General features: G+C 64.3%; 6 protein-coding genes. 4 read left to right on the forward strand and 2 right to left on the reverse strand.

Translation table 11 applies throughout. The annotated features are described in order from the left end of the window. Positions 1-528, forward strand: a 528-nt coding sequence (locus B552_RS0124620) for an N-formylglutamate amidohydrolase (RefSeq protein ID WP_019451724.1), incomplete at its 5' end; no start/stop codon positions are given. A 276-nt stretch (positions 529-804) separates the two neighbouring features. Further along, positions 805-1,536: a hypothetical protein gene (locus B552_RS0124625; protein WP_026036021.1), complete on the forward strand. Its 732-nt coding sequence runs from the start codon at positions 805-807 to the stop codon at positions 1,534-1,536. A gap of 170 nt (positions 1,537-1,706) precedes the next feature. Here the strand turns inward: B552_RS0124625 and B552_RS0124630 are convergent, their stop codons facing one another. Together B552_RS0124630 and yaaA are read right to left on the reverse strand one after the other, a co-directional pair. Beyond that, entirely contained in the window at positions 1,707-2,849 is a 1,143-nt protein-coding gene (locus B552_RS0124630; protein ID WP_026036022.1) for a M14-type cytosolic carboxypeptidase, read from the reverse strand. Positions 2,850-2,902: 53 nt separating this feature from the next. After that, entirely contained in the window at positions 2,903-3,688 is a 786-nt protein-coding gene (yaaA, locus tag B552_RS0124635; RefSeq protein WP_026036023.1) for a peroxide stress protein YaaA, read from the reverse strand. Between the two features lie 40 nt (positions 3,689-3,728). Between yaaA and B552_RS0124640 the strand changes: the two genes are divergently transcribed. Both B552_RS0124640 and B552_RS0124645 read left to right on the forward strand, forming a co-directional pair. Further along, a complete protein-coding gene (locus tag B552_RS0124640) occupies positions 3,729-4,262 on the forward strand; it encodes a putative toxin-antitoxin system toxin component, PIN family (RefSeq protein WP_019451728.1) in 534 nt (177 codons plus the stop codon). A gap of 46 nt (positions 4,263-4,308) precedes the next feature. Further along, positions 4,309-5,478 carry a pyridoxal phosphate-dependent aminotransferase gene (locus B552_RS0124645; protein ID WP_019451729.1) on the forward strand — a complete coding sequence of 390 codons (1,170 nt, stop codon included), beginning with the start codon at positions 4,309-4,311 and terminating at the stop codon, positions 5,476-5,478. The last annotated feature ends 123 nt before the right edge of the window (positions 5,479-5,601 follow it).

Consider the following 5,601-nt stretch of genomic DNA (forward strand, 5'->3'; position numbering starts at 1 on the left):
GGCCTGGTCTGGCGCGTGCTGGACACGGGCGAGCCGATCTACGACCGCAAGCTCGGCGTGGCCGAACTGCAGGCGCGCATCGACCGCTACTACGTGCCCTACTATGCCCAGCTCCAGCGGCTGGCCGACCAGGCCATCGCTCGCCATGGCCGCGTGTGGCACATCAACTGCCATTCGATGCCGAGCGAGGCCGCGCAGTATGCGACCGAGCATCCCGGCCTGAAACACCCGGACTTCGTGGTGGGCGACCGCGACGGCAGCACGTGCGATACGCGCTTCACTGATCGCGTGGAAAGCGTGCTAAAGGAGATGGGCTACGACGTGTGGCGCAACCACCCCTACAAGGGCGTGGAGATCGTGCGCGTGGTGGGCCAGCCCCAGGCCAATCGCAACAGCCTGCAGCTCGAAGTCAATCGCAAGCTGTATATGGACGAAGTCGGCCTCACGCACAGCGCCGGATTCGACAAGCTCAAGCGCGACCTCAACACGCTGATGGACGAGTTGCTGCGCTTCGCGCGCACGATCTGATCGAAGGATCGGAAGGCAGCCTCGGGACACGCCGCATGCGTGTCTCGGGGTTCGCCTGAGTTGCGCGCGTCGGCAATTTTCTGCTATCGGACGGGCCCGAAATCGCGCGGATCGCTACGGTTGTGAGCAATTAGAACGAAGGGTAACAACATTTAGGAACTTTGCCGCAGGGGTTTCCTCTATCATGGCATTCCTTCACTCACCCTCCTTGCTTCACCGAGCAAAGACGATCCCGTGATCCGACGAATTTCCGAACTGTTCGGCAGCCAGCTTCGCATGCTGACTGCCGCAGTGGCAGGTGCAATCGCCCTCGCCGGTTGCGCCACCGCACCGACGGACGAGACCGCCGCCGGCCAGGCCAATGCGCCGGCCGCCACCGCCGCGGCCTCCGCGCCTGCCGCCAAACCGCCTGTTGCCAACGGCAAGAACTCACCCACCACCACTGTCACGTTGCCCGAGAAGGGGCGCGTGAGCCTGGCCGAGTATCGCGCGCAGATGCGCGATCAACTGATGAAATCCGAGAACGCGTCGGCCGACGTGGCTGACTGCGCGGCGCACGCAAGCTGGGTGGTGCCGCGATCGGCCACCTATGACGCGCTGAAGATCCCCACCGGGGCACTTGGCGACGGACAGGCCACCGAGGAACGCTGGGATGGCCGCTTCTCGTCGGGCAAGCAGGCTGTGCCGGTCAGTTCCGTGGTGACGTTTACGGCCAGCGCCCACAAGCGCGCCGGCGATGCCCAATGGCAGCCGGTCAAGGTCCGCTGCGGCTATGACAACGGCATGATGCTCGCGTACGAACTGCTCAACAGCAACGGCGACACGATCACCGAGCCGGCCGCCGCGCCAGCCGTGGCGACGTCGTCGCACTCGAAGAAGAAGGGCAAGAGCGGATCGAAGTCGTCGACGTCATCGTCGAAGTCCGGCAAGGCCAGCTCGACGTCCAAATCGACCTCGTCTTCGAAGAGCTCATCGTCCAAGACGACAACCAAGAAGAAGCAGCAATAAGGCCCGACGACGGCTCTTGAAGCGCTGGCCCTCTCCCCCTGCCCCTCTCCCGCGTCGCGGGAGAGGGGAGAACACCATGAGTTTTTGATCTGCCGGTGGTTTGCTCCCCTCTCCCGCAAAGCGGGAGAGGGGTCGGGGGAGAGGGCTCAGCGCATCAACCTCCGGTCAGGTCAGCCCAGATACTCCAGCACAGCCTGCAGCATCGCCGTGCCCAGCAGCGCGCTTTTGGCCCCGTTCCAGCCCACTGCAGGATCGGGCAGGTCGGCGTTGTCCTTGAACGGCATCTCCAGCGTCAGCGCCAGGCAGCCGAATGTATGGCCGATGTACTTCGAGGCCAGCTTCAGCGCGTCTGCGTTGTACTTGCTGGCGGCATAGCCGTGCACATCCTGAAAATCCGGCGTGGCACGCTTGAACGCCTCGATGAAGCGCGACTGCTGCTCGCGCTGGGCCGCGGTGAAGCCGGGCAGCATCTCGCTGCCGGCCACGAAGTTGTACGGCAGCGCTTCGTCGCCGTGGATGTCGAAGAACAGGTCGACGCCAGTGGTCTCGATTGCCCGGCGCACGTGGTACACCTCGGGGCTCGTCTCCAGGCTCGGCTGCATCCACTCGCGGTTCAGGTTGGCGCCCGCGGCGTTGGTGCGCAGGTTGCCGCGCGCCGAACCGTCCGGATTCATGTTCGGCACGATATGGAACACGACCCGGTCGAGCAGCTTGCGCGCGACCGGGTCGCCCGCCCACATGCCCGTGCCCGTCAGGCGCTGCAGCACGCCTTCGCAGAACCATTCGGCCATGCTCTCGCCCGGATGCTGGCGCGCGATCATCCAGACCGTCTTCTTGCCCGGCCCGGGCTTGCCCAGCGTCACGCACGTCAGGTCGCGGCCGTCGACCGTGCTGCCAAGCTGTGACAGCTTCGCCAGCGGCGAGCGCTGGCATGTGGCCAGCAGCGACAGGTGGCGCTCTTCGGGATACGGCTCGAAGTACGCAATCCACACGCTGTCGTGCTCGGGCGTGAACTCGACGGTCATCGTGGCGCCGTCATAGCGCGTCGGCACGCGGAACCAGTTCGCGCGATCGTACGACGCCACGGCGGCATAGTCGCGCCAGCCATCGGGGTACGTGCACTCGCCAGCATTGAGAAACTGGAGCCTGCACGCCTGCCCCGCCGCGCCCTGCAGGCGGAAGTGGAACCACTGGCGGAAGTCGGCATGGGAATCGGCGCGAATACGCAGCCGGATGTCGTCGGCGCGGTCGAGGGCTTCGACTTCAATCGCGCCCGAATCGAACATTGTGGAAACGTGTAGTGCCGAGATCATCAGGTTTATCCTTTGGTCTTAGAAGCTGTTTCAGAATGAAGCGAAGCGGCTTCTCAGTCTTCCAGTCGGCGGCGGAACACCCAGCGGGTGTCGTCGGACGCGGCCTTGTCGAAGGCGTAGCCATCTTCATTGAAGCGCTTCAGTTGCGCGGGATCGGTCACGCGATGCGTGACTGCATAACGGGCCATCGTTCCGCGCGCACGCTTGGCATGGAACGAGATGATCTTGTAGCGGCCACCCTTCCAGTCCTCGAACACCGGCGTGATCACGCGCGCGTCCAGCACCTTCGGGCGCACCACCTTGAAATACTCCTCGGACGCCAGGTTCACCAGTGTCGGCGAACCTTCGTGCTTGAGATCGGCCATGTCCTTGCAGATCAGCTTCGTCACGTCGTCGCCCCAGAACGCGTAGAGATCCTTGCCGGCGGCGGTGTCTAGCCGCGTGCCCATCTCAAGCCGGTAAGGCTGCATCCAGTCCATCGGCCGCAACACACCGTAGAGGCCGGACAGGATGCGGATGTGCTTCTGCGCAAAGGCCAGGTCATCCGTCGACAGCGTCCTGGCGTCAAGCCCGTCATAGACATCGCCATTGAAGGCCAGCACCGCCTGCTTGCTGTTGGCGGCCGTGAACTCGGGCGTCCAGTCCGCGTAGCGGGTGACGTTGAGCACCGCGAGCTTGTCGGAAATATCCATCAGGGACGCCACATCCTGCGGGGCCAGCTTGCGCAGGCGTTCGATCAGGACGGTCGATCGGTCGATAAAGCGCGGCAGCGTATGGGTCTTGACGCGCGGGGGTGTCTCGTAATCCAGGGACTTGGCAGGAGACAGGACGATGAGCATGGCAAAATTGCGGGCAGAAACAAAGTCCTGATTGTAGCGAATGCACACCGACCACACCGGCCACACCGGCCACAATGGCGCCGACGCCAGCGCCCTGGCCATCACATCCGCCCCACGGGTTGTCCTGGATTCCAATATCTGGGTAGACCTGCTGGTTTTCCGCGACCCCCATGTCGAGCCAATCCGCGCCGCGCTGGCGGCCGGCGCCATCGCCCCGGTGATCCGCGCCGATTGCCGCGAGGAACTGCGGCGTGTGCTGGCCTATCCGCAGTTCGCGCGCTTTGCCGTCGATATCGACGCAGCGCTGGCCGAGGTAGACCGCCTTGCCACGCTCGAGCCCACACCAGCCCAGGAAGATGCCGATGCGATCCGCCTGCCCAGGTGCAAGGACACCGACGACCAGAAATTCATCGAGCTTGCCCATTTCTCGCGTGCCGCGCTGCTGGTATCGAAGGACAAGGCCGTGCTGAAGCTGCGGAGCCGGCTGCGTCGCAGCAGTGGCGTCGAAGTGCTGCCGCCGCCGGCATTCGCCGGCTGGCTGGCCGCCTGGGTGGCGCCTGCCGAACGCGGCTAGAATGTCACTCTGAATCGCCCCCGCCCTACCAGTCTCACGCACCGTCATGGCCGAATCCACACTTGCCCCGCTGAATCCGCCGCTGTCACGCCTGCCCAAGGTGGGCACCACGATCTTCACCGTGATGTCGGCACTCGCCGCCGAAACGAACGCCGTCAATCTCGGCCAGGGGTTCCCGGATTTCGATTGCGATGCGCGCATCGTCGATGCCGTGACGCACGCGATGCGCGCGGGCCACAACCAGTATCCGCCGATGGCCGGTGTGCCGCAGTTGCGCCAGGCCCTCGCCGCCAAGATCGCGAAGCTGTATGGCCATGACTACGACTGGAACACCGAGATCACGATTACCGCGGGCGCCACGCAAGGCGTGCTGACCGCGATCCTGTGCGCCGTGCATCCGGGCGACGAAGTGATCGTGCTGGAGCCGTGCTACGACTGCTACCTGCCGGCCATCGAACTGGCGGGCGCCACGGCCGTGTCGGTAGCGCTGGAAGCGCCGCTGTTCCGCATCCCGTTCGACAAGCTGGCCGCCGCGATCACGCCGCGTACGCGCATGATCCTGATCAACACGCCGCACAACCCGACCGGCACGATCTGGCGCGCCGACGACATGCAGCAACTGGCCGACCTGCTGGCCGGCACCGACATCCTGCTGCTGTCCGACGAAGTCTACGAGCACATGGTCTATGACGGCCAACGGCACGAGTCCGTATCGCGCCATCCCGAACTTGCGCGGCGCAGCTTCGTCGTGTCGAGTTTCGGCAAGACCTTTCACGTGACGGGCTGGAAGATCGGCTATGTGGCGGCACCGGCAGCGCTATCGAGCGAATTCCGCAAGGTGCACCAGTTCAACGTGTTCACGGTGAACACGCCGATGCAGTACGGCCTGGCTGAATACCTGGCCGATCCGGCGCCGTACATGAACCTCCCCGCGTTCTACCAGGCCAAGCGCGACTATTTCCGGGCCGGCCTGGCCAATACGCGCTTCAAGCTGCTGCCTTCGGACGGCACCTATTTCCAGTGCGTCGATTACTCGGCGATTTCCGACATGAGCGAGGCCGATTTCTCGATGTGGCTCACGCGCGAGATCGGCGTGGCGGCAATCCCCGTTTCGGCGTTCTACTCGTCGCCGCGCGAATCGGGCCTGGTGCGATTCTGCTATGCAAAGAAGGAAGAGACGCTGAAACAGGCGCTGGAACGGCTGGCGAAGCTGTAAGCCGCTCTGCTCTCTCGATTTGGCTCCCCTCTCCCATGAAATGGGAGAGGGGCTGGGGGAGAGGGTGTTGAGGTTCAATTTGCAACTTGTCGTTGATTGACCCGCTTGCCCTCTCCCCCAACC

It is taken from the genome of Cupriavidus sp. BIS7, assembly GCF_000292345.1.
GTDB lineage: Bacteria > Pseudomonadota > Gammaproteobacteria > Burkholderiales > Burkholderiaceae > Cupriavidus.

Bases quoted from the DNA above. Each gene is read 5' to 3' on its own strand.
- B552_RS0124625 (WP_026036021.1), top strand. From the start codon at position 805: ATGCTGACTGCCGCAGTGGCAGGTGCAATCGCCCTCGCCGGTTGCGCC.
- B552_RS0124630 (WP_026036022.1), bottom strand. From the start codon at position 2,849: ATGATCTCGGCACTACACGTTTCCACAATGTTCGATTCGGGCGCGATT.
- yaaA (WP_026036023.1), bottom strand. From the start codon at position 3,688: ATGCTCATCGTCCTGTCTCCTGCCAAGTCCCTGGATTACGAGACACCC.
- B552_RS0124640 (WP_019451728.1), top strand. From the start codon at position 3,729: ATGCACACCGACCACACCGGCCACACCGGCCACAATGGCGCCGACGCC.
- B552_RS0124645 (WP_019451729.1), top strand. From the start codon at position 4,309: ATGGCCGAATCCACACTTGCCCCGCTGAATCCGCCGCTGTCACGCCTG.